Below are 23,219 nucleotides of genomic sequence, written 5' to 3'. Positions count from 1 at the left end.
GAACAGCGCTCAGTAGAGTGGCTCGTATTACGTCTGTCAAGGGGGATCTATGAGCAGTGAGGGAATGGCCGGCCTGGCCAAAGGCCTGTCTGTCCTCGAGGCGTTCGGGACGAAGGCGCCGCGCCTGACCATCAGTGATGCCGCAGGGGTGACCGGACTGAGCCGGGCGGCCGCGCGCCGCTGCCTGATGACCCTCACTGAGCTGGGCTACGTCACCTTCGACGGCAAGTTCTTCTCGCCGACCCCACGCGTGCTCCGCCTGGGTGCCACCTACGAGGAGACCGCGCAGCTACCGCAGCTCGCGCAGCCGCACCTGGTCGCGATCCGGGACACCGTCGACGAATCCGCCTCGCTGGCCGTCCTGCAGGACGACGCGTCCCTGTTCATCGCCCGCAGCGAGACGACCCGGATGCTCAACACCGGCGTACGCGTCGGGGCCCGGCTCCCCCTCTACGCCTCGGCCACCGGGCACGTCCTGCTGGCCGGACTCACCGACGAGGACGTGGCCGCGCAACTCGCGAAGGCGGAGCTGGTGGCGCGCACACCGACCACACCGACCCACCCAGAGGACATCGCGCAGCGCGTACGGGAGGCGCGCAGCAACGGCTATGCGCTCACCGACGAGGAACTCGAGCTCGGCCTACGCTCGATCGCGATCCCGGTCCTCGACTCCTCCGGTGCCACGGTCGCCGCCCTCTCGGTCAGCGCCGCCGCGGCCCGGGTCTCGGTCGACGAACTGCGAACACGGCTCTTTCCCGTCATCCAGGAGCACGCACGCCTCCTCGGCCGGCAGCTTTGACTTCCGCTCGCCCCTAAAGGCTGTCCCGTAATTGGACTGGCGGTGCCTCGTCGGGGCGCTACTCGCCCGTCTTCCCGTCGATCAGTTCTCGGGCGACGTCGAGGTGCCAACGTGGCGGGCGTACTCCTGAAGCAGGTGGAAGAGGATCCGTCCGAGGGAGGGAGCCTGCTCGGGTGCCCGGAAGCGGCCGCCGAGGCGGGCCTTGTCCGCCAGACCGGCAGCCGCGACCAGGGAGGTCGTCGCGGTCACCTCGTCACGGTAGGCGGCCATAACCTCTGCGGTCGGCCTGTCGGCGGGGATGCCCCATTCGGCTTCGTCTCCGCCGGGTGGGTAGGCCAGGACGTCCTCGGCAGCGAATCCCCAGCGTATCCAGCGGCGTTCGACCCAGCCGAGGTGCTGAATCAAACCGAGCGGCGACCAGCCCAGTGGATCGACGGGCGTACGGAGCTGGCCGTCGGACAGACCGGAGATCTTCCGCATGAGCGCCTCGCGGTACCACTCCAGGTAGCCGAAGAGGAGCTCGCGCGCGTCGGAGACGTCGACGCCAGGCCCGTCGAGAAGCGCGGGAACCTGCCCGGAAGACTGCTGCATCCCCCGAACGTAGCGCGGCACGCTGTCCCAACGCAGGACATCGCCCGGCGAATCAAGCACCCGAACCTGTCATGATCTTGGTGTGGCAGCAGTGATCACCGCGTCCGAGCCGTCCTGGATAGCCCCGTTCACCGGGTTGAGCCCCTGCCAGTTCGGCAAGCTGATCACCATGCTGCGCCGCGAGGGCGCGGACGAGGTGCGGCGGGGCCGACCGTGGTCGCTGCCGCTGGAGGACCGGGTGCTGCTGGTCGCCGCCTACTGGCGCACCAACCTCACCCTGCGCCAACTCGCCCCGCTGTTCGGTATTTCGAAGTCGGCCGCCGACCGCATCATCAACCACCTCGGGCCGCAGCTCGCCCTCCAGCAGCGCAAACGGTTCCGCAGGGACACCGTGCTGATCGTGGACGGCACCCTGGTCCCCACCCGCGACCACACCATCGCCGAGCAGTCCAAGAACTACCGGTACTCCACCAACCACCAGGTCGTCATCGACGCCGACACCCGGCTCGTCGTCGCCGTCGGCCGGCCACTGCCCGGCAACCGCAACGACTGCACGGCGTGGGAGCTGTCCGGCGCGAAGGCCGCCGTCGCCCCACCACGGTGATCGCGGACGGCGGCTACCGCGGCACCGGCCTGGTCATCCCGCACCGCCGCGCACCCGGCCAGAGCGAACTCCCGGCCTGGAAAGAGGACCACAACCGCTCCCACCGCAAGGTCCGCGCCCGCATCGAGCACGTCTTCGCCCGCATGAAGACCTGGAAGATCCTCCGCGACTGCCGTCTCAAAGGCGACGGCGTCCACTACGCCATGCTCGGCATCGCCCGCCTCCACAACCTCGCCCTCGCCGGGTGACCGGGGAACAACGCTGGTCAACCGGCATGCCGTAGATCATTTACGGGACAACGCTTAACTTGACTCTGACGCGTAAATAACTGCAGGTGGGTGCTCTCTCGGGCAGGGGTATCGGCCCGGTCGGAGTCGTCTCCGCCGGGCTTCGGACACGCTCGTTCATCCAGCGGCGCCCAGCGGGTCGAGGGTGACGCGGTAGCCGAGTTCGTTCAGCCGGGACACGGCTCGGCCTGCGGCCCGCTCGGGATCCCGTTGGGTGAAGTAGCTGCTGCCGAGCTCGTGGTAGGGCACGTTGTCGTTGAGTATGTGCCAGATCGCGGTGATTGATCGAGTGCTCGACGGCGACCAGCGCCTTGATCGGGCCGCGGCGAGCGGTCAGCCCCTTGTAGCGTGCCTGCAGGAAGGAGTCCTTGGTCCGTGCCGCTCCGAACGCGGCCATCGCCAGCGCCCCTTGCAGGTAGGGGTTGCCGGGCCGGACCCGGGCACTGCGGACTCGGCCGGCCGATTCGTGGCGCCCCGGACACAGCCCGGCCCAGGAGGCCAGGTGCCTGGCCGAGGGGAACCGGGCCATGTCACCCCCGGTCTCGGCCACAATCACTTCCGCTACCGCCTGGTTCATTCCCGGGATCGTGTCCAGCAGGTCCAGCGCCGGGCGAAAAGGGGTCATCGCCTCCTCGATGCGGGCCGTCAGCTGGTTGACGGGCACTGTCACGTTGGCTGACCGGATGGGATGATCTTCGGGTTGGTTATGGCGGAGGGGGTTGTCCGTGGGCAGTACGCCGCCGTCGTACCAGGGGCACCGGTACCCGGTCGAGATGATCTCCCACTGCGTCTGGCGGTACTTCCGCTTCCCGCTCAGCTTCCGCGAGGTGGAGGAGCTGATGCTCAGGCGCGGTGTGCTCGTCTCCCCCGAGCCCGTCCGGCGTTGGTGCGTCAAGTTCGGGCAGGCCTACGCCAACGGCCTGCGCCGCCGGCGTGTGCGGCCGGGCGACAAGTGGCACCTGGACGAGGTCTTCGTCAGGATCAACGGGGAGCTGAAGTACCTGTGGCGCGCGGTGGACCAGCACGGCAACGTGCTGGACATCCTCGTGCAGAACAGACGCGACAAGGCTGCGGCCAGGCGTTTCTTCCGCAAGCTCCTCAAGAAGACCCGCTCGGTGCCGCGGGTGGTGGTCACGGACAAGCTCCGCAGTTACGGCGCCGCCCACCGCGCGGTGATGCCTTCCGTCGAGCACCGCTCCCACAAGGGCCTCAACAACCGGGCCGAGAACAGCCACCAGCCGACGAGGCAGCGCGAGCGCGCCCTGAAGGGCTTCCGCAGCGTCGGCGGAGCCCAGCGGTTCCTGTCCGCGTTCAGCGGCATCTCACCCCACTTCCGGCCCCGACGCCACCTGATGACCGCCCCCGACCACCGCGCCGAGATGACCGTCCGCTTCGCGATCTGGGAGCAGGTCACCGGCACCGCCGGCCTGCCCGCCACGGCCTGAGCGCGGAGCCGGAACCCGGCCCCAGCACGCCCCGACACGCCGCCAGACAACCCCATACCCAACAACGTGACAGTGCCCTGGGCTGAGCAGATACCGATCCGGGCGCTCGCGCGGCATCTGGGCATCTCGCGGGAAGACGTGGGCGGGGGCGGGAGCCTGGGGGTTCCGGCCCCGCCCCGGGGAGGGTCAGAAGGGCTTGTAGGGCAGGTACTTGCCGTCCAGGGTGATGACCGCCCGCTCGCCGCCCTCGGGGTCGGCGACCTTCTTCACATCCAGCTTGAAATTGATCGCGGAGATGATGCCGTCACCGAACTGCTCGTGCACCAGGGCCTTGAGGGTGGTGCCGTAGACCTGGAGTATCTCGTAGAAGCGGTAGATCGTCGGGTCGGTCGGAACACTGTCCCCGATCGAGCCGCGGGTGGGGATGGTCTGGAGCAGCATCACCGCGTCGTCGTCCAGGCCCAGTAGCTCGGCGACGGCCTTCGCGGCGTCGGCGGGCAGGGCGTGCTGGCCCAGAATGGCGGCGGTGACGAAGGTGACCGACAGGCCTGCGGCGTCCGCGATCTGCTGCCAGGACACATCCCGGCGGGTCTTGGCCTCAACTGCGGCGATGGCCAGCTGCTGACGGGCGGTGGGGTCGAACTGAGCGTGCACCATGAGAGGTTTCCCTTATCCGATGTGCTGGCCCGCAGAAGGGCGAGGCGGCGAGCTTGCAAGGTGGTGGGTGATCCGGGACCGGTGCTCGGGGATCAGGTCGTGCGGTCAGGCCGCCACAGCGGTGCCAAGGGCGCCAGCTTCTTCGACGGTGCCGGTGGGGATATCGTAGACCCAGCCGTGCAGGGTAGCCGTGTTGTGCGCCAGCGCATAGACCAACCGAGGGGCGTGTGGCCAGGTTGGCGAGCCGGGTGGTGACGTTCTCCGGTACCAGGGCGGCCGCCTTCTCGCCGCGACCGGGGCTGCGGTGGTACGGGCCTCGGAGGCGTCCGCGTGGCGCAGCCAGTCGGCGATCGCTGGGGTGCCGGGCAGGTCGTGGCCCTCGGCCAGGACGGTCATCGCACCGCAGGCGGAGTGTCCGCACACCACGATGTCCGTGGCTCCGAGGACGGTGACGGCGTACTCGATGCTGGCCGCCACCCCGTCCGCGCCAGAGATATGGGCGGGCACCAGGTTGCCGGCGGCGCGGATGACGAACAGCTCGCCTGGCTCACTGTCCGTGATCAGTACCGGGGCGACGCGGGCGTCGGAGCGGCGTTGTCACGTTGGCTGACCGGCCTGGGATGATCTTGGAGTTGATCGTGCCGGGGGTTCGCTCGTGTCGTCCGTGCCGCCGTCGTACAAGGGGCACCGGTACCCGATGGTGATCATCTCCCACTGCGTGGGGCGGTACGTCCGCCTCCCGCTCGGCTTCCGCGAGGCCGGGGAGCTGATGCCCGGGCGCGGCGTGATCGTCTCCCACGAGACCGTCCGGCGCTGGTGCGCCAAGTTCGGCCGGGCCTACACGAACGGATTGCGCCGCCGCTGGCCCCGGCCCGCGGCCGACGGTGACTGCTGGCCACCGGCACTGACACGAAGCCCCCGGTCCCGGAGGAGGGCCGCCCAAGGGCGGTGTCTTTCACGAAGTCATCGACGCTCAGGGATGCAGGGCATGGCATTCGACGGGGTTCCTTCCAAAGTTCAGGCAAGGCTCAGGACGATGACGCCGAGGATGAGTGCTGTCGCGGCGACGGCGCCGAGCAGTATGGCGCTCATGGCTCGTGGGAGGCGTTCGCCGGGAGCGAGGGCGACGCCGGCAGCAAGGGCGATCCGCGGTGGTGAAGCGATGATGGCGAAGGACCCGGCGACGTTCTGCCCGGCGAGTGCGATCAGCGGATTCGCGCCGAGGCCGGTGGCGGCGGTCGTGGTGGCGGGGGAGAACATCGCGGCGGCGCCCGTGTTCGAGCCGGTGAGGTAGCCGCCGAGAGCGCCCATGGCGGGGATCGCGGCGACGAAGCCGTAGCCGGAGTGCTCTGCGGTGGTGGCAAGATGCTCGGCCATGCCGGTCGCGGCCATGACGATCCCGAGGGCGATGAACACGAGCGCGTTCCCGGCGATCGGCACCCATCGCCTCAGCCCGTGCCGCACGAGGCGCCACTGATCGGCGGCGGGCAGGCCGGCGGTCGCGACGGCGACAGCGGCGGCGATGACCAGCCAGAGCGCAGGGCTTGCGGCCCATTCGATCGCGTGGTGGGTGCCCGTAGCGGCCGCAGCGAGTCCACCCGAATGCCCAACTCGACGGCGAGGATTCCTGCCTGTTGCACCGTCCAGGACCCGGTGGGATGGGCGGTCACTCCGGCGATGTGCCGCCTGCGTGTGCTGTGTTCGAGGAGCACCAGCGCGTAGACCCGGCGCAGGCCGGCCAGGTCGATGGGGACGAAGTCGCAGGCGACGAGGCCCCGGCCTGCGCGGTCGGGAACGCGCGCCACGTCGGTCCGCTGCGGCGTGGGGCTGGAGCGATGCCCGCTGCGGTGAGGATCTCCCCGACCGTCGTCGAGCCGACCGGGTGTCCGAGCCGGACCAGTTCCCCCTGCATCCGTCGACAGCCCCAGCGGGGATTTTGCTGGGCGAGCTGCGGGACCAGAGCCTTCACCGCACTCGCGGTCGCCGGTCTCCCGGGTCTGCTCCGGCGCTTGCTGTAGTCCCACTTCCGGGTGATTGGCCTGCGGTGCCACGCCGGCCGCGTCGCGGGCGTCACCGGGAACACCTGCGCCCACCGGCGCCGGGGGATCAGCGAGGACAGTGCTGCGCACCACAGCCGATCCGTCGGCTCGTATCGCACCGGACTCGTGAGCTGCCTGCGCAGCACCGCGTTCTCGTGGCGCAGCACCAGCAGTTGCGCGTCCTTGGCCAGGTTCCGGCGCAGCAGCACCGCCGGAACCGCGAGCAGCTTGCGTACCACCCGATACACCAGTGAGACGATCACCCGGACAGGGTTCCAGCAGACCGTGATGCCGCGCCAGACCCCCTCCGGGCAGCAGCGATGAGTTTCCAAACGGTACGGGTCACGCCGGTCGGATGTTCTCCGCCTGCGGTCCCTTCTGGCCCTGCGTGACGTCGAACTCGACTTTCTGCCCCTCCTGCAGCTCGCGGAAGCCCTGAGCGGCGATGTTGGAGTAGTGGGCGAAGACGTCAGGTCCGCCGCCCTCCTGCTCAATGAAGCCGAATCCCTTTTCGCTGTTGAACCACTTCACGGTGCCCTTGGCCATGGCCTGCTCCTTCGAGGAAGACCGGGCTCGCACCCTGCGGGCCCGGGAGGTGATCGCCCTGGTCCGGAGAGGTGCTGAACAGCAAAAACGCCCATGATCGTGATCACGGGCGAACGGGACTTCGGAACCACGACTGCTGGATAACGACGCTACACCGCGCGGTCGGCAGCTGCTAACGACGCGGCCGCCGATCGCGGGAGGCGATCATGGTTCACCCGGACAACCAGCAGCAGGTTCGCCGGCCTACTCGCTCCGGCCGGGCGCCGGCCATCCATGGAACGGCTGGTCGTTCTCCGCCGGGTGCGGCACGAACAACACCTTAGGAGTCACCCTGGTCCGGCCCGAGCCGGTGGTCGAAGTCGGCGTCGACGTCGCCCGCGACGCCTCGGACAGTCGGCGGCGGAAGTACGCCGGCATGGGATCCTTCACGTCCTGTGCTGCGGCCGGACTCCCAGGGGCAGAACTTCTAGCCCGCCCGGGCGGCGGCGAGGTGGGCGTCCACGGCGACGACACCGTCGACGCCCTGGCAGAGGCCCACGACCACCGGAACCAGCCGCGGTTCCGGGACGTGTCCCCGCAGGGTGACGACCCCGTCCCGGACCTCGACCGCGACGGTGCCCTCGTCCAGGCCGAGGAGGCGCCCCAGGACGTCCCGCTCGACCTCGCCGCGGATCTCGACGTCGGAGCGGAGGAAGGCGTCGAGCAGGTCGCTGCGGGTGACGATGCCGGTGAGGAGCCCGTCGTCGCCGACCACCGGCAACTGCTTGACGTGCCGCCTGCGGAGTTCCCGCGCGGCCCGGGGGATCGTCCAGTCGGCGCGGGCGGTGAAGACGGGACTGCTCATGAGCGCGCCCGCGGTCCGGGCCCGGGCCTTGCCCCAGGAGCGCTCGTCGTTCCCGTCCCGACCCTGCGGATCGGGCAGGCCGGTCTCGTGCCGCAGCACGTCGGACGCGGACACGACGCCGACGGGAGCGCCGTCCTCGTCGACGACCGGGGCCGCGACGATGTCGTTCGCGTCCAGCAGGGCGGCGACCTCCTGCAGCGGTGTGGTGGGGCGGAAGGTGACGACCTCCTCGGTCATCACGTCACCGACCGTGCGGCGGTACAGCATGTCATCGGCCTCCTCCGCTGTGCGACGGGGCGGCCGCGCCCTTGCCGGCTCGTCCACGCCGTCTTCCCTCCTCATGACAGCACCGCGCCGCCCCGGCGACCAGTGCCGTTCGGCCTGGCGGGAAGGCCGGCGGTGCCACGGCCGGGAGGGCGGCCGAGCGCGCGTGAGGTGCCGGCGACCTGGGCGCCCGGCCCGTGCGCTTGAGCTTGCCGAGGGGGATGATCAGGTCACCCCCTGACCGCTCACTCAGCGTCATTGAGCCGCGGGCTTCAGCCGCGCATACGCGCCCCCAACATGCGACCTCACCGGTCTCAACCCCCTCATCTCACCCGGTGAGCCAATGTGACAGTGCCCCGCTCTACGCGACCCGGCGCGGCGCGCGCTGAGCCCTGGCCCTGCTCGGCGCGGACTGCCCGGCGGCCCGCGCGAGCGCCCAGGGGTGCCTCAGCACTGCGCCGGCTTGCGCCACGAGCACTCCAGGTCTCCGTTGCTCTTTGTGCTCCGGAGGGCCTTCGGCCGCACCGTCACCGCCCGGTTCTCGTCGGACGAGGCGAGGGTGGCCACGATGGCGTCCTCGGTGCTCTTGACCGAGCCGGCGAGATAGTTGTTGAGGACGACGCTGTGGACGAGTTCGCGTCCGCCCGCGTCGGTGACGTATCCCGACAGGGCCGACGCGCCCGTCAACGACCCCGTCTTGCCACGTGCGTTGAGCGCGGCCGGTGTGCCGCACAGACGCGAGCGCAACGTACCGCCGACGAAGCGGTTCGGGTCACAGGCCACCGGGAGGGTGAGGCTGCCCCCGGAGAGTGGACACGAGGGCTTCATGCGACGAGCGTCATCTTACGACTTGGTGCACGGTAACGATCGGGGCACTGCCGGGGCATGAAGTAGGCCGTGCGGCTTGGGTGTTGTTGTGACGCAATACCTGGGCCGCACGGCCTTGTCCAAGCGTATCTTCACCGGCCTCGCCCCGCGGCGCCTTGGCAAACTCATCGTCGAGCTCACCGACTCCTGGTTGGCCGCGGAGGAGGGGCGACTGCGTGAACGTCGAGGTCACGACCGTCGGCGCGCGCCAGGGTCTGGCCCCGACCACGAGTTGGTGTTCGTCGACCGGGTGATCGTCACCCTGGTCGTGCTGCGCTTCCAGCTCCCGCACGCGGCCCTGGCGGAGCTGTACCGGGTGGACCGCTCCACGGTCACCCGCGCCGTCCACGAGATCCGGCCGCTCCTGGCGGCCCGCGGATTCGCCGTCCCCGGCCGCCCCGACCTGCGCCTTCGCACCCTGGCGGATGTCTTTTCGTACGCAGCTGCCGAAGGCGTCGAGCTGCGCATCGACGGCACGGAGGTCCAGGTGCGCCGCCCGCGGGCCCACAAGCCCGGCCGCCGCGCGTTCGTCTCGGGCAAGAAGAAGATGAACACCAAGAAGGCCACCGTCGTCACCAACGACAAGGGCCGCACGCTGTGGGCGGGGGCATTTCGGCCCGGCCGCATGCACGACCAGACCGCCGTGCGTACCGAGGGCATCGCCGACCTGTTCGAGCGGTTCCCCCAGGTCAAGGCCCACGTCGATGCCGGATATCGGGGCCTGGCCAAGGAGTTCTCCGACCAGGTCACCGCCCCGCCGCTTAAGCCGAAGAAGGACGCAACGCTCGAGGAAGTCGCCGCCTGGGAGGCCAAGCGCCACCAGCAGTCCTCGGAACGGATCTGCGTGGAGCATGCCAACGCCGAGCACAAGCAGTGGCGAACCCTCCAGCGCTTCCTCGGACGCCGCGAATACTTCGACGAGAGCTACCAGGCCGTCGCCGGCCTGGTCTCCGACCGCGCCGCCGAAAGGTGATCACTCACCAGCCGACCCGCCCGGCCGGCACGCCCCGACCTCAATCGCGCACCACGCCGTTACCGGTCGCCAGGTGCTGCTGTTCGAACTCCGTGGGTGACAGGTAGACCAGGGCGCTGTGCCGCCTTCGGGTGTTGTACCAAGTGATCCACTGGAACAACTCCAGTCTCGCCTGGCTCACCGTCAAGAACCGCTTCTCGTACATCGCTTCTCGCTTCAGCCCCTGCCACAACGACTCCGCCAGGGCGTTGTCGTAGCTCGAGCCGACCTTGCCCATGCTCCTGCGAATGCCGTACCGGTCACAGGCTTCGGCGAAGGCGGCGGAGGTGTACTGGGCGCCCCTGTCGGAGTGGAAGACGACCCCGTCGACCGACCCGCCGCGGGCCCGGACGGCCGCCTCCAGGGCGTCGATGACCAGCTCCGCCCGCATATGGGTGGCCATCGAATACCCGATCACCCGGCGTGAACAGATGTCGATGACCGAGGCCAGAGAGAGCCACTGGCCGTCGCCGACGGGTATGTACGTGATGTCGCCGCACCAGCCTCGCTGTTTCACAGCGGCAGTCGGTTGATCTTGCGTCCGTGATGGCGCGTTGATTCCTGCCCGGGGACGGTGCCGGTCAGGGGTGCGCGTCGGCTGGCGTGCCGGATGACGCCGGGTTCCACGGGCCCGGCCTGCTGGTGGCCCCCTCTCGGCGCTCGATGTGATCGTTCGTTCTGGTCAGGTGGGGTACGGCAGAGCGAGGATGCGCCGGAAGGCGCGGATGATGCTGTCGGCCCAGGGCCAGGTGTCGGGAAGTTTCAGGCGTCGTTTCCGCTGGCCGCGGACGAGGCGAGCGGGCACGTGGAGGACGCGGTAGCGCAACGTCTTCGGAGTGGCCCTGGCCATCTCGCTGTCCAGGGCGAGGAGTTGGAACCAGCAGCGGAGATCGGCGGCGAGGGTGGTGGCGGTGAGCCAGGCGGCGTTGACGTTCAACTCGCGCGAGGGCAACAGGCCGATCCCGGAAGCCTTCTGATCGCGAATCTTGGGCTCGACCCTGGCGTGCTTGCGGTGCCGGCCGTCCAAGTGGGCGATCTGCCCCCGGCGATGGTTGGTCGCGAAGGTCTGGTAGCGCGCCTCGTGCTTGATCTCGTAGGCGCTGGCGTCCTTGACGTAGCGGGGGTGGAGGGGTTCCTTGCGGGCGATCACCCGGTGGTGCGGGGGCCAGCCCGGCAGGTCGCCGAGCAGGGCGGTGATGTCGGCGACGAACGCGTTCTCGCGCACGCCGCCATCCGGGCCGCCGCCAGGCTGCCACAGGCCCTGCTTGTCGCAGATCTCGATGGCGGCCTGTTCGCGTGCGGTGAAGGCCCAGCCGACGGAGTACTCCCAGCGGAACGTGGGGCTCTGGCGGCCGCCCGCGGAGGCGATCCAGTCGATCAGCTGGTGGGAGAAGCCCGCCCCGTCCACCCGGAAGAGGATCTTCTGACGCCGCCACCAGGGCAGTTGGGCCACCGCCCGGGTCAGGATGTCGATGTTCACCTCGGCGTCGTTGGCGCTGACGTTGCCCGGGTGCAGGGTCGCAGCCAGCTGTTCGCCGGTGTTGTCACAGGCGGCGACGAACACATGATGTCCGAGGAAGCCCTTGTAGGTGCCGTGGGCCCCCTCCTTCTCCGACGGTGCCGGGATCAGCGTTCCGTCGCTGTCGATCACGGTCCAGCCGGTCAGCGGCACCCCTTCGGCCTCCGCCTCGGGGAAACCCTCGGGCCGGTCGCGGAGCAGTTCGTACACGCGACGCCGCACCGTCGCACGGGCCCGTTCGATCCGGGAAAGTCCCTGCTCATCGGCCTCTTTCAGCACCCGCCACACGGTGGGGTGAGAAGCGACCGCGCCGAAGATGGGCCGCTGATGCTCCAGCAGCCGGATGTCACGGATGCAGGTCGCGCCCAGGGTGATCGCGACCGCGAGGTCCACCATCACCTGCCCCCGGTCGTGCAGCGGCACGAACCCCGGCCGGGCAAGCGCCGCCGACAGTGCCCCGGTCAGCCCCGTCCGCTCCGCGAGCAGCCGCAGATGCACCCCGCCCACATGCCCGACCTGCCCCTTCCCGTCCCCCGACATCGCCAGATTCCGGCTCCACTCGCTACCCTGCACGTGAAAGGTGCCCCCACCCGCTCATGATCCAAGCCTTAGACAAGCCGGATCATCGCAGGTCACGGGGCACCTTTTGCAGTTCGTGACGCAACGTCACCACCCTGGGAATTCATGGTGAAACACCGAGGCCTGGCTTCTCGGCCGCCGCGAAAAGCATCGGTCAGCATGATCCCTGATTCGGGTGGGAACCTGCGGCCTCCGGGCCGCGTCCTTCTGGGCGTGACTGAATCTCCCGACCTCTCCAGTCCTGACATCGATGCGAGCTCTGACGACGACGACGAAGAGTCCCTGCGGCCTGGTCCGCTATGGCGCCATACCTTGTGGGTAGCGGGCTTCACCATCTTCGGGGTGGGCCTTGGCTGGGTCAGCGCGTCGTTCCGTATCGGCCCCGATGAGTACGGGATGCCGCTCGCCGCTCCGGGGCAGGTGTGGTCGTATCTGGTGGCCTGGACCGCGACCGGTCTGACGGCGGCAGCCGCGCTGCGGGCTGTCGCCGCCAGGGTTCCGCTCTACGGCCCGGAGGCGGTCGTAGTCATACTCACCTTCATGGGCACCCGGCTCTCGCTGGGCTATCGGCCGGAGCCACCGGTGCTGAGTGCGATGGCCGCAGCCGCACTGACGGCAGCGGTCATATGGTGCGCCCTTGCGCTGCGCCGCGGCTTTCGTGGCTACCGCGGGCGGCGAGTTGCTTCTGGCGGGCGAGGAGCCGGGTAAGCATGGGATCCGCACACCCGACCGTCGGCGAAGCTCCAGGTCGGCTAATTTCGTCGGTTGGCCTTTCTTTAGGGCTTGCCGGGAAACAAGCCGTCGCTTCCGGCTCCGAGGCTCGTTATTGCGGTATGGGGAGACCGGAGGGGATCGAGGCGGCCCTGGCCGCGAAGTTTGCGACGCTGGTCCCGCATCTCGACGAGCGGCAGCGGCGGCTGGCCATAGGAGCAGAAGCGCGGTCGCTGGGTCATGGAGGCATCAGGCTCGTCGCTCGTGCGGCCGGAGTCCGGGAGGGCACCGTGTCGCGCGGGGTGACGGAACTGGAGTCCGGTGAAGGGCACTGTCACGTTGTTGGGTGTGGGGTTGTCTGACAGCGTGTCGGAGCGTGGTGGGGCCCGGTCCGGGGTCTGTGCTCAGCCCGTGGTGGGCCTGGCAGCGCCGGTGACCTGCTCCCAGATGGCGAAGCGGAGGGTCATCTCGGCGCGGTAGTCGGGTGCGGCCATCAAGTGGCGTCGGGGCCGGAAGTGGGGTGAGATGCCGCTGAACGCGGACAGGAACCGCTGGGCCCCACCCAGGGCTTGTAAAGAAAAGACACGTTGCTTTGCAGTTTCCGCTTCGTTGACATGCTATGCGCATGCCGACTGGAGGGCGGCGAGGATCCGCTGTCGGATGGCCAGGGTCTGCCGGGCTGGTGGTGGACGCAAGAATGCCGAGGGCCTGGACCCGCTGCTCGTTCCGGCCGCGCTGGCGCTGGTCGAGCCGGACAAGCGAAGAGATCCGATGTCGCCGCTGCGCTGGACGACAAGTCGCTGCGGTACTTGGCGAGAAGCTCACCGGGCAGGGGCATCCCGTGTCGGCGCCCACCGCGGGCCGGCTGCTACGGGAGAACTACTTCCGCCTCCAGGTTAAAGAATCACCATGTTGATTCTTTACAAGCCCCCACGCTACGGAAGCCCTTCATCGCGCGCTCGCGCTGCCGGGTGGGCCGGTGGCTGTTCTCCGCCCGGTTGTTGAGGTACTTCGACTGCCGGTGCTCGACGGAGGGCATGACCTCGCGGTGGGCCGCGCCGGAGGAACGGAGCCTGTCGGTGACGACCACCCGCGGGACCGAACACGTCTTCGTCATCAGGCGGCGGAAGAAGCGCCGGGCCGCGGCGGTGTCCCGGCGGCTCTGCACGAGGATGTCCAGGACGTTGCCGTCCTGATCGACGGCCCGCCACAGGTACTTCCGCTCCCCGTTGATCCTGACGAAGACCTCGTCCAGATGCCATCTGTCCCCGGACCGGGCCGGCGGCGGCGCAGGCCGTTCGCGTAGGCCTGGCCGAACTTCGCACACCAGCGGAGGACCGTCTCGTGGGAGACGATGACGCCGCGCTGGAGAATCAGCTCCTCCACCTCACGGAATGACAGTGGGAAGCGGAAGTACAGCCACACGCAGTGGGAGATGACCTCCACCGGGTACCGATGCCCTCTGTACGACGGCGACGCGTCCCCCACGGACACCTCCTCCAACGTGATCAACCCGAAGATCATCCCACCCGGTCAGCCAACGTGACAGTGCCCCTGTGAGTCGTCCTTGCGGACCCACGTCCGCAGCGACTCCGCGGTGATGCCGAGATCCGCGGCCACTACCGCGTACGTCCGATTGCCGGCCGCAGCGCGATGGCGTCCCGCCGGGTGGTGTAGCCGATCAAGGCGCCGGAATCCGCGGGTCGGGGGCGGTGGTTCCGCCGGACCGTGGGTTCAACTCGCCTCAGCAGGGCGCCTCGTGGACTGCTGCCTCTGCGCAGATCGTAAGGGGCCTCGTACCGGAACGCATAACCCTTGATCCCCTACACCACGACGCGGGACACGACCCGCAGCGCGGTAGAGCGCGACGGCATCCTTCCTGAACTCCTCCGGATACGGAGACTTGCGTCCCACCTGGACATCCCTCCCTGGACCATCAAGATCCATTGTCAGGGTGTCCACACCAAAGGATCATCCTCACACGGGCACTACACCGGCCCTGAGGACACCGGCAGCGACCACGGCGAGGTCGAGGCGGCCTATCTCCAGGCGGTCGCGGCATTCGCCTGCGACATCGGCATCGATCACCTGGCCGTACGCGAACCACAGGTTCCGTCCATCGCGCACTTCGGCGTCGAGCCTCCGGTGGACGGTTTTGGGCTGGACGGTCTGTTCCCGTTCGGCCTGACCGGCTTCCACGACGAAGCAGAGGTGCCGCTCGATATCGGGCTGGAGCTGGTGCGGGCCATGCTGCGTGACAGCGGTGCCTGGTGCCGATTGGAAGTGGAGGACATGTTCGCCGTCCACGTGGGATGGGACCAGTACCTCTACATCAGCAGCAGTCGGCCTTGCAAGGAAGCTCTGGCCCGGACCCGCACGACCGGGCTGTTTCCAGAACGCCTGAGTGCCTCGCCCTACGGCTTCGAGACCGAAGAGGGAGGCGTCCAGCGGCCTGGCGACGATGACTTCTGGGCTGACCTGCACCGGGCAGTCGCCGACGGCAGCGCCGGAATCCTGGAGGAGACATACCTCGAAGGCGCCTCACGATGGCACCACCTCACCTGCGAGGGCGTCGACACGGTTCGCGCCGGACTGGCTCCCCGGGCCCGTCTGGCTGTATGGCCACCCTTGTCCTCCGACGTCGACGCCGTCCTGGGAGCCCTCCCCGCCGAAGGCCTCGTCGAAGGCGTCTGGCAGGACGAGGAGGGCCACATCTTCAGCGCCGTTGCCGACGAGGACGATTTCCCGAACCTGACCGCCCAGATAGGCAGCGCCCCCGCCGCCGCACTCTTGTCCTTTTATGCAGGGGAACGTGTTCCTCTGTTCACCGCTGTCATGCCCGACAACGACGGCGTCCTACGGGCTCGTTGGCGGACCGAACCGACGCCGAGCGACCGAGACTGGGCCCTCCGTCACCCCAAAGGGTGAGGGCGCCGTCTGCTCGCGCAGAGTCTGTGGACGTACCGGGAGTTCGGCAACCTCTGGGGCGAAACGGCCACGCTGTACGCCCTCGCGAAGGCACAACTCGCGGCCGGCCGCCCGGCGCTCGCCCGCAGACGCGCCGAAGCCGCGGCCAGCCCCAGGGGCACACGCGTCCCACCACAGAATGCGGCGCGACGACAGGGCCACGAGCTCAGTGGTTCAGGGGGCTGACGACGTGACCGAAAACCCCCACCGTGTCTGACTCAGGACTCGACATGGCCCGCACGCTACCCGACCGGTGCCCGTCGAGGCACCTCGGTTTCACCGGCATTGGCCTGTGTCACCAACGTCATGTCCCGCAACAACTAGCCGTCGTCACTGGTGGTCCCGTTCAGGCCCAGGCGCCGGTTCCTCTCAGAGCGGCGCACCACCTTGCCTGCGGCGAGCGTCATGGTCGCCACGGCACGGACCCAGCGGGGCCCGCCCCGCTCCGCCCACACCACACACACGCACCCGCCGACAGCAAGAGCCAAGACGCCGAGCAGTACCAGAACGGTCATGTTTCCCACCTCTGCATTCATTCGTTCGGTCCTACTGATCGTCTCAGGTCGGGAAGGGCGTTCCTGCGAGATTGAACGCCTACGGGATCGTCAGCCTCACCTAACGTGGATCTCCCGACAGGCCGCGCGAAACGCATGACCAGCGACCCAGCCCGCCACCTCCGCTCCGCCCCGCCAACTCAAGCACTCACTCGCCAGGTGAAGCGCTCAGTCACAGGCCTGAGCGTCGAAGAGTCAATGCCGCACCGCCTACAAGTCGAACTCCAGGTGCTCCACGTCGGTGAACTCCACCTCCAGGCCGTGGGCGCGGCGGCCGCCGTCGCGGAAGTAGACCTCGCCCAGGCCTTCGGCGGCGAGGTCACGCAGCTGCTGCTCGCCGGCGCCGGTGTCCTGGGCGTCGAACAGGCGTGCTGCATGGTGCGGGGGCAGGGCGAGGGCGAGGTGGCGGACGCGGGCGTCGTCGGTGGTGTCGGGCGCGGCGGTGAAGCCGAACCAGGCGCGGGTGTCGACGACCAGGCCGGTGCTGGCGGCGGCCTGGCGCCGGGCCTGGGCGCGGATGCGGGGCTGCCATCGGGCGCGTACGGCGTCCTGAAGGCGTCGGGCGAGGTCCGTGCGGGGCCGGCGGATCTGGTCTTTTACGTACCCGCTCCACGGTGCGCTGGGTGACGCCCAGGGCGTCGGCGGTCGCGCGGGTGCCCTTGAGCTGCTTGACCAGGTAGCGCATCTGGGCACCGGCGGACTTGGGGACGGGCCGGGTGAACGCCTGCTCTACGGCACGGTGGCTATGTCGTTGACTTCGGGCTCTGGCACACATTCCGTGAAAGATCTTGCTGGCTCTCGCCGGCAGGAGGCGCGCGCGTTACGTGAGCTGCGAGAACCACGCGCCACTGGGGGCCGGTGAAGCCGGACTCAAGATCGCTCGCTGAGTAGGCCCGGAGCGCGGTGCCGGGATTGCTCCCGGTCCGTTTCTCCGGACCTCTCGCCGAACCCGCCGTGCGCCTCTCAACGCAACGGGCTCTCCACGGTCTCTGCCGTCAGACGGGGTTCGCAGGCTGCCATGGGTTGGGGATCGCGCCGGCCCGGTATCGGTAACGGCTGACCGTAACCGACGCGATCCGGAACAGCTCGATCCCGTCCGCCGCGATGGGTCGCCACCGCCCGCTGGGGGTGGTGAACCGGCGGCGGACGTCGCCCCAACTCCACCGGTGACGCTCCCGCAGCATGCGGATCAAGCGCCACCACACGAAGGCGTCGAGCCTGTCGAAGACATGCTTGGCGACCGCGTGCTTGAAGTAGTTGGCCCAACCGCGCATGATCTGAGTGAGTCTGATCAGCACGGCGGCGAGATCCTGCTGCGATGTCCTGCCTGTCAGGGCACGAATCTTCGCCTTCAGCGACCGGATGGGCCGGTCGGCGATGAAGGTGTAGACGTGCCACTTGGTCGTGCCTCCCTTGCGTTTCCACTGGATGCGGAAGCCCAGGAAGTCGAAACCGTCGCTCATGTGCGTGATCCGGGTCTTGGCCTGCGACAGACGCAGGCCGAGGGGTTCGAGCACGTCGGCGACTTCTTCGCGCAGTGCCGCGGTGTCGGCCTCGGTGCCGTGCACCAGGACGACGAAGTCGTCCGCGTAGCGGACGACTCGCCACGTGGGTTGACCTTTGCGGCGCCGGTAGGCGCGTTTGCCCTCGGTGGCCATCGTCCCGCCTGACTCCCATGGCCCGTGCAGGTGCTCGTCGAGCGCCGACAGGGCGATGTTCGCCAGCAGCGGGGACAGGATGCCGCCCTGCGGGGTGCCGGTCAGTGTCTCCTTGTTCTCGCCGAGTTCCGTGAGGACTCCGGCCTTGAGGAAGGCTTTGACCAGCGCCAGGACACGCTTGTCCTTCACCCGGCGACGCACTCGGTCCATCAGGGCCGCGTGGTCGATCGAGTCGAAGCACGCCTCGATGTCCGCATCCAGCACCCAGCGATAACCCCGGGTGCCGAAATAGTGGATCTCGGCGATCGCGTCCTGGGCCCGCCGTCGGGGCCGAAACCCGTAGGAGACCGGCGTGAAGCCGGCCTCGAAGATCGGTTCCAGCACCAGCTTCAGCGCCGCCTGAACGACCCGGTCCCTGATCGTCGGAATCCCGAGCTTGCGGACCTTCCCCGAGCCCCCCGGCTTGGGAATGCTGCGTTCCCGCACCGGCAGCGGACGGAACGAACCGTCTTTGAGGGCGGCCCGCAGGTCGTTCAGGAACCCGGGAACACCGATCGACTCCTCGACATCGATGGCGGTCAGGCCGTCGACGCCGGGAGTCCGGGCTCCCCGGTTGCCCGCGACCCGGTCGAACGCCGCCAACAGCGTCGCCGGGTCGTGCACGAAGTTGAACAGGTCATCGAACCGGCGGCCGGGATCGGCCACCGTCCAACGGTGAAGCTTGGTCTGCATCCCCAGTACCCGGGCCCGAGGGCCCGGAGCTCCGCCATTCGGCGGGGCATCTTCCGGCATTGCAGCGTCCTTCCCTTCTCGATACCGCTGCCGCCCTTCCCCATGCGGCCGGCTCTCCCGGCCTCGGAGTACTACGGCGGCTCCGCCCCGTCCCCAACCGATCAGCGGTCGATGCGCTCAGCCCCGCCAGCCTGCTGGAGGCAGGTGGCAGGGCGAGGTTCGGGACGGTTCCCGTGTTCACTGTGGTTCGCTCGATGAAGGAGGAGCCCGGCTGTATCCCTGCGGCCTCGCCACGAGTACGCCGCAGGCTTTCCTCGTGGCCTCCCGGCCGGCTTTCGTAGACCGACCCAAGAGTTGTCAGACCACCCGAAAGAGTGACCTGCATACGCACCGCTACCGGCCCTTATCCGCCAGGTTTGAGCCGGAGGCACTTTAAGAGACGTAAACGCCGGTTCCTCGCGTACTCCTCTCCATCACGCTTGCCGGACCCGCCCCATCTGGCAGTACTGGTCACGTCCCGGCGTTGTCAGGGCCGCTCTCGCCCTCCCCGGCATCACCCGGATCAGGCTGCCCTCAGCTTCAACCCGACTGCTGCGACAGCGAGTTGGTGCAGGCCTTCCACCTCCACTCGAACCGACAGCGCCTCACGGCGCAAACGGAATGTGTGCCAGAACCTGACTTCGGGAGTCGTTTGTTGATGCCTCCGGGAGGCGCTTGCAGACCGTCCTGGCTGATGTCGCCTTGTTTTGACGGCAGCCGGGGGCTTGCGTGGGTGAGATGGACGTGCTTGCCGCTGCCTGGTCCGGGCCGGAGAGCGGCTTACGGCGCGACAGCAGAGGGCTTGGGGGCCTGGCGTGCTGTCAGAGCGAGCACGATCCTTCTGGGCAGCGTGTGCATCAGGCCGGCGAGGAGGGCGTTGACGCGTCCGGACACGACGGTGGGGCGGCCGGTGCCAAGGGCGCGGAAGGCGGTGTCGACGACCTGTTCGGGGGTCTGGAAGCGGGTGCCCTGGGTGGAGGTGCCCGAGGTCTGGTAGAACTCGCTGCTGGTGGCGCCCGGCGACAGGCACAGAACTCGCAGTCGGCTGTCGCGGGTCTCGGCCCACAGGGCCTCGGTGAAGGAGAGCACGAAGGCCTTCGCCGCCGCGTAGACGGCCATTCCGGGCATGGGCGCGTAGCCGGTCAGACTGGCCACGTTGATCAGGAGGCCGCCCGCTTCGGCGTCGAGCAGGTCGGGCCAGAAGGCCTTCGTCAGGTCGGTCAGGGCGGTGACGTCCAGGGCGATCTGCCGGGTGACGTCGTCCGCGTCGGCCTGCGCGAACATCTCGGTCCGGCCGTAGCCCGCGCAGTTCACCAGCGCGCCAGCGACCATGCCCCGTTCCGCGAGTCGGCCGCGCAGCACTGCGCCCGGCCGGGGCTCGGTGAGATCCAGGGCCATGGGCGTCACGGTCACCGGGTACTGCCAGCGCAACTCCGTCGCGAGGCTCTCGAGCCGTTCCAGACGCCGGGCGACCAGGACCACGTCGTGGCCCTGTTGCGCGAAACGGCGGGCGAACTCCTCGCCGATGCCCGAACTCGCTCCGGTGATGACCGTGGTCCTCCGCATGACGCTCCCCACAGGTTGACAGGTGTTAAGTGCAGTGCGTGACACGGTACATTGACAGCCGTTAACCAGCAAGATCGGGCAAGCGCGGAGGGATGGCGGATGACCGTCGGCACAGCAGGCAAAGGCGGCCGTGACCTGCGCCAGGCCCTGATCGAGGCCGCCTCGGCGCTACTCCAGGAACCGCGCCCGGCCCCCGCCCCATCACTGCGAGCCGTGGCCCGGGCCTGCGGCGTCTCGGCGACCGCCGTCTACCTGCACTTCGACTCGGGCACGGCGCTCATCGAGGCCGTGCTCGAGCGGCACTTCGCCGAGGCCCGGACCTGGACCGAGGCGGCAGTGGCCGCCGCCGAAGGGCCGCGCGAACGCCTGGACGCGTTCGCCCGGACGTACGTCGACTGGGCGTTGACCCACCCGGGCCCGTACCAGCTGGTCTTCGAGAGCGTCGACTGGCTCAAGGAGACCGACACCGTCCGCACGTGGATGGAGAACCGCACCGCCGCCATGGGCGAGGACCTGAGGGCGGCCGACCCCACTATCGGCGAGACGGAAGCGCTGGAACGGGCCGAACAGCTGTGGACGGCTCTCCATGGCATCATCTCCGGCCGCTGTCGCCAGGGGCGGCACGTATGGCGCCGCAGCGTCACCGAGGAGGTCACCAGCATGGTGACCATCTTCGCCGACGCTCATCGCCACAGGAGCTAGCCGCTCCCCGGCAGAACAAGTCCGCCACTGACATCAAAAGTCATCGATGTCGATCACACGGGCGCTGACTGAGCGACTCCGCGAGTCATCGACAAATGATTCCCGAAGAAGGTTCTGGCACAGATCTTGGTTGCGCCGTGAGGCGCTGTCGGTTCGAGTGGAGGTGGAAGACCTGCACCAACCCCCTGTCGCAGCAGGGATGTTGAAGCTGAGGGCAGCCTGATCCGGGTGGTGCCGGGGAGGGCGGGAAGCGGCCCTGACAAAGCCGGGACGTACCAGTACTGCCAGATGGTGCGGGTTCGGCGAGCGTGATGGAGAGGAGTACGCGAGGAACCGGCGTTTTACGTCTCTCAAAGCGACACCGGCTCGAACCTGGTAGATCTGGGCCGGGAGTGGCGCGTATCCGGGTCATCCGTTCGGGTGGCCCGGAGAACTCCTGGGGCGGTATTCAAGAGCTGTCCGGGAGGCCGTGGGGAAGGTCTGCGGCGTACTCGCGGCGATGCCACAGGGACACAGTCGGGCTCCTCCTTCATCGAGCGAACCGCAGTGAACACGGGAACCGTTCCGGTCCTTGCCCCGCACGCCGCGTCCGGCGGTGAGGGCGGGGCTGAGTCCACCGACGACCGATCGGTCCGGGACGGGACGGAGCCGCCGTAGTACTCCGAGGCCGGGAGAGCCGGTCACATGGGGAAGGGCGGCAGCGGTATCGAGAAGGGAAGGATGCTGCAATGCCGGAAGACGCACTGCCGAACGGCGGTGCTCCGTCGGCGGACCCCGAACCGGGGCCCCGCCGGCGGGTATCGGAGATGCAGGCCAAGCTTCACCGTTGGGCGGCGGCCGATCCGGGCCGCAGGTTCGACGACCTGTTCAACTTCGTGCACGACCCGGCCACGCTGCGCATCGCGTGGGACCGGGTCGCGGGCAATCAGGGGGCGCGGACTCCGGGCACGGACGGGCGCACGGTCGCCTGGATCGAGTCCGAGATCGGCGTCCCGGTGTTCCTGGCCGACGTGCGTGAGCGGCTCAAGGCACGGGCCTGGCGCCCGATGCCGGTGCGTGAACGCATGATCCCCAAGCCCGGTGGCTCGGGGAAGGTCCGCAAGCTCGGGATTCCCCGGGTGGAGGACCGCCTGGTCCAGGCGGCACTGAAGCTGGTGCTGGAGCCCGTCTTCGAGGCCGACTTCGAGCCGGTCTCCTACGGGTTCCGGCCCGCCCGGCGGGCCCAGGACGCGATCGCCGAGATCCACTACTTCGGCACCCGAGGCTATCGATGGGTGCTGGATGCGGATATCGAGGCGGCCTTCGACAACGTCTCGCACCTCGCCGCCATGGACGCGGTGCGGGCCCGGGTCAAGGACAAGCGCGTGCTGGAGCTGGTCAAGGCGTTCTTGAAGGCCGGTGTCCTCACCGAGGACGGCCGGTATCAGGACACCCACACCGGCACTCCGCAGGGCGGGATCCTCTCACCGCTGATCTTCAATATTGTCCTGTCGGCGCTCGACGAGCACCTGCACGGGCCGTGGAAGGACGGCGGAGAGATGAGCACCAACTCCCGGCGGACGATGCGTCGTTACCGAGGGCTGCCCAGGTGGCGGCTGGTCCGTTACGCGGACGACTTCGTCGTTCTCGTGAACGGCACTCGCGATGACGTCGAAGTGCTGCACGAAGACGTCGCTCATGTGCTGGAACCTCTGGGACTTCGGCTGTCACCGGCCAAGACCCGGATCGTGGACATGGCCGACGGGTTCGACTTCCTGGGGTTTTGCATCCAGTGGCGCCGCAAGCGAGGCACGAACAAGTGGTACGTCTACACCTTCATCGCCGACCGGCCCCTCCGGTCGCTGAAGGCGAAGATCCGTGCCCTGACACACAGGACGTCGCAACTCCCACCCAGGGACGTGCTGATTCGTCTCAACCAGATCATGCGCGGCTGGGCCAACTACTTCAAGCACGCAGTGGCCAAAGACACCTTCAGCAAACTGGAGTACTTCGTCTGGTGGCGGGTGGTCCGGTGGCTGAGAGCCCTGCATCGCTGGCGGTGGAAGGACGTCCGCCGGTGGCTCGCCGACCCCCGCGGGGGCTGGCGCCGCCCACACGCGGACGGGATCGAATTGTTCGACATCGAAGCGGTGACGGTCACCCGCTACCGCTATCGGGCGTCGAGGATCCCCAATCCCTGGACCAGTATCAACCACGCCTGACGGCAGGGACCGTGGAGAGCCCGTTGCGTTGAGAGG

At 68.7% G+C, this 23,219-nt stretch carries 18 protein-coding genes and 10 pseudogenes; 11 read left to right on the top strand and 17 right to left on the bottom strand.

What is annotated here, in order from left to right; translation table 11 throughout:
* The first annotated feature begins 49 nt into the window (after nucleotides 1-49).
* Nucleotides 50-799, top strand: coding sequence for an IclR family transcriptional regulator C-terminal domain-containing protein (locus tag WJ438_RS40010; protein WP_406729459.1), 750 nt, complete (start codon nucleotides 50-52; stop codon nucleotides 797-799).
* Nucleotides 800-880: 81 nt separating this feature from the next.
* Here the strand turns inward: WJ438_RS40010 and WJ438_RS40005 are convergent, their stop codons facing one another.
* On the bottom strand, nucleotides 881-1,390 hold the full coding sequence (locus WJ438_RS40005; RefSeq protein ID WP_406729440.1) for a DUF664 domain-containing protein: 510 nt from the start codon (nucleotides 1,388-1,390) through the stop codon (nucleotides 881-883).
* 169 nt (nucleotides 1,391-1,559) lie between these two features.
* Here WJ438_RS40005 and WJ438_RS40000 point away from each other — a divergent pair.
* Nucleotides 1,560-2,242, top strand: a pseudogene (locus WJ438_RS40000) (transposase).
* Nucleotides 2,243-2,398: 156 nt separating this feature from the next.
* On the opposite strand, the gene WJ438_RS39995 reads toward WJ438_RS40000, so the two are convergent.
* Complete coding sequence (locus WJ438_RS39995; protein ID WP_406729993.1) at nucleotides 2,399-2,530, bottom strand: hypothetical protein; 132 nt, start codon at nucleotides 2,528-2,530, stop codon at nucleotides 2,399-2,401.
* 154 nt (nucleotides 2,531-2,684) lie between these two features.
* Nucleotides 2,685-2,858: pseudogene (locus WJ438_RS39990) on the bottom strand (transposase); the annotation flags it as partial.
* 196 nt (nucleotides 2,859-3,054) lie between these two features.
* Between WJ438_RS39990 and WJ438_RS39985 the strand changes: the two are divergent.
* A complete protein-coding gene (locus tag WJ438_RS39985) occupies nucleotides 3,055-3,726 on the top strand; it encodes an IS6 family transposase (protein WP_406729959.1) in 672 nt (223 codons plus the stop codon).
* A 186-nt stretch (nucleotides 3,727-3,912) separates the two neighbouring features.
* Here the strand turns inward: WJ438_RS39985 and cynS are convergent, their stop codons facing one another.
* The gene (cynS, locus tag WJ438_RS39980; protein ID WP_406729458.1) at nucleotides 3,913-4,383 is read right to left on the bottom strand and encodes a cyanase; all 471 of its coding nucleotides are present in this window, start codon (nucleotides 4,381-4,383) and stop codon (nucleotides 3,913-3,915) included.
* A 105-nt stretch (nucleotides 4,384-4,488) separates the two neighbouring features.
* A pseudogene (locus tag WJ438_RS39975) lies at nucleotides 4,489-4,971 on the bottom strand (carbonic anhydrase); the annotation flags it as partial.
* Between the two features lie 67 nt (nucleotides 4,972-5,038).
* On the opposite strand from WJ438_RS39975, the pseudogene WJ438_RS39970 reads away from it, so the two are divergent.
* Nucleotides 5,039-5,278: pseudogene (locus tag WJ438_RS39970) on the top strand (IS6 family transposase); the annotation flags it as partial.
* A gap of 122 nt (nucleotides 5,279-5,400) precedes the next feature.
* On the opposite strand, the gene WJ438_RS39965 reads toward WJ438_RS39970, so the two are convergent.
* The 5 genes and pseudogenes from WJ438_RS39965 to WJ438_RS39945 all read right to left on the bottom strand — a co-directional run.
* On the bottom strand, nucleotides 5,401-6,030 hold the full coding sequence (locus WJ438_RS39965) for an L-lactate permease (RefSeq protein WP_406729958.1): 630 nt from the start codon (nucleotides 6,028-6,030) through the stop codon (nucleotides 5,401-5,403).
* Nucleotides 5,967-6,685: pseudogene (locus WJ438_RS39960) on the bottom strand (integrase); the annotation flags it as partial. The pseudogene WJ438_RS39960 and the gene WJ438_RS39965, both read right to left, overlap by 64 nt.
* Nucleotides 6,686-6,764: 79 nt before the next feature.
* Nucleotides 6,765-6,968, bottom strand: a complete 204-nt coding sequence (locus WJ438_RS39955; RefSeq protein ID WP_007379522.1) for a cold-shock protein — start codon at nucleotides 6,966-6,968, stop codon at nucleotides 6,765-6,767.
* A gap of 466 nt (nucleotides 6,969-7,434) precedes the next feature.
* Nucleotides 7,435-8,079, bottom strand: a complete 645-nt coding sequence (locus WJ438_RS39950; RefSeq protein WP_406729457.1) for a CBS domain-containing protein — start codon at nucleotides 8,077-8,079, stop codon at nucleotides 7,435-7,437.
* 444 nt (nucleotides 8,080-8,523) lie between these two features.
* Nucleotides 8,524-8,868, bottom strand: a pseudogene (locus tag WJ438_RS39945) (D-alanyl-D-alanine carboxypeptidase); the annotation flags it as partial.
* A gap of 151 nt (nucleotides 8,869-9,019) precedes the next feature.
* Here WJ438_RS39945 and WJ438_RS39940 point away from each other — a divergent pair.
* Nucleotides 9,020-9,916 carry a transposase family protein gene (locus tag WJ438_RS39940; protein ID WP_406729456.1) on the top strand — a complete coding sequence of 299 codons (897 nt, stop codon included), beginning with the start codon at nucleotides 9,020-9,022 and terminating at the stop codon, nucleotides 9,914-9,916.
* A gap of 40 nt (nucleotides 9,917-9,956) precedes the next feature.
* Here WJ438_RS39940 and WJ438_RS39935 read toward each other — a convergent pair whose 3' ends face one another.
* Together WJ438_RS39935 and WJ438_RS39930 are read right to left on the bottom strand one after the other, a co-directional pair.
* Nucleotides 9,957-10,625 (bottom strand): IS3 family transposase, encoded by a 669-nt coding sequence (locus tag WJ438_RS39935; RefSeq protein WP_406729957.1) that lies wholly within the window; start codon nucleotides 10,623-10,625, stop codon nucleotides 9,957-9,959.
* A 12-nt stretch (nucleotides 10,626-10,637) separates the two neighbouring features.
* A complete protein-coding gene (locus WJ438_RS39930; RefSeq protein ID WP_406729455.1) occupies nucleotides 10,638-12,047 on the bottom strand; it encodes an IS1380 family transposase in 1,410 nt (469 codons plus the stop codon).
* 348 nt (nucleotides 12,048-12,395) lie between these two features.
* Between WJ438_RS39930 and WJ438_RS39925 the strand changes: the two genes are divergently transcribed.
* The 3 genes and pseudogenes from WJ438_RS39925 to WJ438_RS39915 form a co-directional block, all read left to right on the top strand.
* A complete protein-coding gene (locus WJ438_RS39925; RefSeq protein WP_406729454.1) occupies nucleotides 12,396-12,761 on the top strand; it encodes a hypothetical protein in 366 nt (121 codons plus the stop codon).
* 125 nt (nucleotides 12,762-12,886) lie between these two features.
* Nucleotides 12,887-13,090: pseudogene (locus WJ438_RS39920) on the top strand (ISAzo13 family transposase); the annotation flags it as partial.
* 306 nt (nucleotides 13,091-13,396) lie between these two features.
* A pseudogene (locus WJ438_RS39915) lies at nucleotides 13,397-13,659 on the top strand (ISAzo13-like element transposase-related protein); the annotation flags it as partial.
* Nucleotides 13,660-13,692: 33 nt separating this feature from the next.
* Here WJ438_RS39915 and WJ438_RS39910 read toward each other — a convergent pair.
* A pseudogene (locus tag WJ438_RS39910) lies at nucleotides 13,693-14,252 on the bottom strand (IS6 family transposase); the annotation flags it as partial.
* Nucleotides 14,253-14,579: 327 nt separating this feature from the next.
* On the opposite strand from WJ438_RS39910, the gene WJ438_RS39905 reads away from it, so the two are divergent.
* Nucleotides 14,580-15,692, top strand: a complete 1,113-nt coding sequence (locus WJ438_RS39905; RefSeq protein WP_406729453.1) for an RNA-binding protein — start codon at nucleotides 14,580-14,582, stop codon at nucleotides 15,690-15,692.
* 359 nt (nucleotides 15,693-16,051) lie between these two features.
* Here the strand turns inward: WJ438_RS39905 and WJ438_RS39900 are convergent, their stop codons facing one another.
* The 4 genes and pseudogenes from WJ438_RS39900 to WJ438_RS39885 all read right to left on the bottom strand — a co-directional run bounded on the left by WJ438_RS39900 (nucleotide 16,052) and on the right by WJ438_RS39885 (nucleotide 20,280).
* Nucleotides 16,052-16,246 (bottom strand): hypothetical protein, encoded by a 195-nt coding sequence (locus WJ438_RS39900; protein ID WP_406729452.1) that lies wholly within the window; start codon nucleotides 16,244-16,246, stop codon nucleotides 16,052-16,054.
* 249 nt (nucleotides 16,247-16,495) lie between these two features.
* A pseudogene (tpg, locus tag WJ438_RS39895) lies at nucleotides 16,496-17,060 on the bottom strand (telomere-protecting terminal protein Tpg).
* A 220-nt stretch (nucleotides 17,061-17,280) separates the two neighbouring features.
* Nucleotides 17,281-18,675 (bottom strand): group II intron reverse transcriptase/maturase, encoded by a 1,395-nt coding sequence (ltrA, locus tag WJ438_RS39890; protein ID WP_406723898.1) that lies wholly within the window; start codon nucleotides 18,673-18,675, stop codon nucleotides 17,281-17,283.
* An 819-nt stretch (nucleotides 18,676-19,494) separates the two neighbouring features.
* Nucleotides 19,495-20,280: an SDR family NAD(P)-dependent oxidoreductase gene (locus tag WJ438_RS39885; RefSeq protein WP_406729451.1), complete on the bottom strand. Its 786-nt coding sequence runs from the start codon at nucleotides 20,278-20,280 to the stop codon at nucleotides 19,495-19,497.
* A gap of 99 nt (nucleotides 20,281-20,379) precedes the next feature.
* On the opposite strand from WJ438_RS39885, the gene WJ438_RS39880 reads away from it, so the two are divergent.
* Together WJ438_RS39880 and ltrA (WJ438_RS39875) are read left to right on the top strand one after the other, a co-directional pair.
* Complete coding sequence (locus WJ438_RS39880) at nucleotides 20,380-20,982, top strand: TetR/AcrR family transcriptional regulator (RefSeq protein ID WP_406729450.1); 603 nt, start codon at nucleotides 20,380-20,382, stop codon at nucleotides 20,980-20,982.
* Nucleotides 20,983-21,710: 728 nt separating this feature from the next.
* The gene (gene ltrA / locus WJ438_RS39875) at nucleotides 21,711-23,183 is read left to right on the top strand and encodes a group II intron reverse transcriptase/maturase (protein WP_406729156.1); all 1,473 of its coding nucleotides are present in this window, start codon (nucleotides 21,711-21,713) and stop codon (nucleotides 23,181-23,183) included.
* The last annotated feature ends 36 nt before the right edge of the window (nucleotides 23,184-23,219 follow it).

Origin of the sequence: Streptomyces sp. GD-15H (genome assembly GCF_045291515.1) — a bacterium.
In the GTDB taxonomy this organism is placed as follows: Bacteria; Actinomycetota; Actinomycetes; order Streptomycetales; family Streptomycetaceae; genus Streptomyces.
The sequence above is the reverse complement of the archived record's forward strand: the minus strand, read 5'-3'. Positions and strand labels throughout refer to the sequence as shown.